This is a genomic window from Arsenophonus sp. ENCA (assembly GCF_002287155.1).
In the GTDB taxonomy this organism is placed as follows: domain Bacteria; phylum Pseudomonadota; class Gammaproteobacteria; order Enterobacterales; family Enterobacteriaceae; genus Arsenophonus; species Arsenophonus nilaparvatae.
In genome coordinates this window covers 1-1,036 of the sequence record NZ_NHNG01000105.1, presented here as the reverse complement: position 1 = coordinate 1,036, position 1,036 = coordinate 1, and the positions used below count along the sequence as shown (strand labels likewise).

Below are 1,036 nucleotides of genomic sequence, written 5' to 3'. Positions count from 1 at the left end.
GTATGGCACCGGCAGTGATGTGCGAAATGTGGAAGATAACACGCCGCACCTGGTTATCTACGACTACCAAGACTCGCGCAGCGGGCGTTGCCCGAGCGAATTCCTGGTAAACTATACGGGGTATCTGCAAGTTGATGGCTACGCGGGTTATCATGGCACGGAAGCTCAACTCGTTGGCTGCATGGCGCATGCGCGCCGTAAATTTGAAGAGGCTCGGCGAGCCCAGCCGAATACCAAAGTAGGCAAAGCCATTTGGGCCTTAGGGTTAATTCAGAAACTGTACCGGATAGAAAAAACGTGTCAAGGGCTTTCTCCTGAAGAGATTTACCGACGGCGACAGAGCGAAGCGCGTCCATTGATGGAGGAGTTTGAAGCCTGGCTATCAAAGACGAAGGTGCTGCCGAAAGGCTATCTGGGTAAAGCCATTGGTTATTGTCAAAAACAATGGCCAAAGCTGATGCGTTATCTGGAGGATGGTCGTTTGAGTATCGACAACAACCGCGCCGAACGGGCGATAAAGCCTTTTGTAATTGGTAGAAAAAACTGGCTGTTTGCCAATACGGAATCGGGTGCCCATGCCAGCGCGCTATTGTACAGCTTGGTGGAAAGTGCACGTATCAATGGACTTAACCCGTACGATTATCTTTTGGCGCTGCTGACGGCGCTAAAATACCCAGATGAGGATATCGACTGGAACGCACTACTACCCTGGAAAATCACCTTACCTTAAACCACGCAGCAGCGCACTGTGTGGTTCCAATGACGCTTACGTTCCTTTTCGTCCTTCGTGAACGACTGCTTGGGAGCCGGTACCAAGGTTGCATCGATGATTTGGCCGCCCCGAGCTATAAAGCCTTTCTTCAGAAGTTGAGAGGTTACACCATCGAAAATGGCTTTAGCACCAACTTCACCGATTCGGTTCTCGAACGTCCACACAGTGGTGCGATCAGGAATGTTGATGGCATAGGGTAAGCCGCAGAAGCGCTTGAAGCTCATCCTGTCAAGAAGCTGGTACTCCATCTGCTCGTCGGACAGG

1 protein-coding gene and 1 pseudogene are annotated in these 1,036 nt (G+C 51.3%); one reads left to right on the top strand and one right to left on the bottom strand.

Annotated features, from left to right (window positions below; genetic code table 11):
* On the top strand, window positions 1-730 hold a 730-nt coding region (locus CBG25_RS03075), incomplete at its 5' end, for an IS66 family transposase (RefSeq protein ID WP_290604254.1).
* Between the two features lie 65 nt (window positions 731-795).
* Here CBG25_RS03075 and CBG25_RS03070 read toward each other — a convergent pair.
* A pseudogene (locus tag CBG25_RS03070) lies at window positions 796-1,036 on the bottom strand (transposase); the annotation flags it as partial.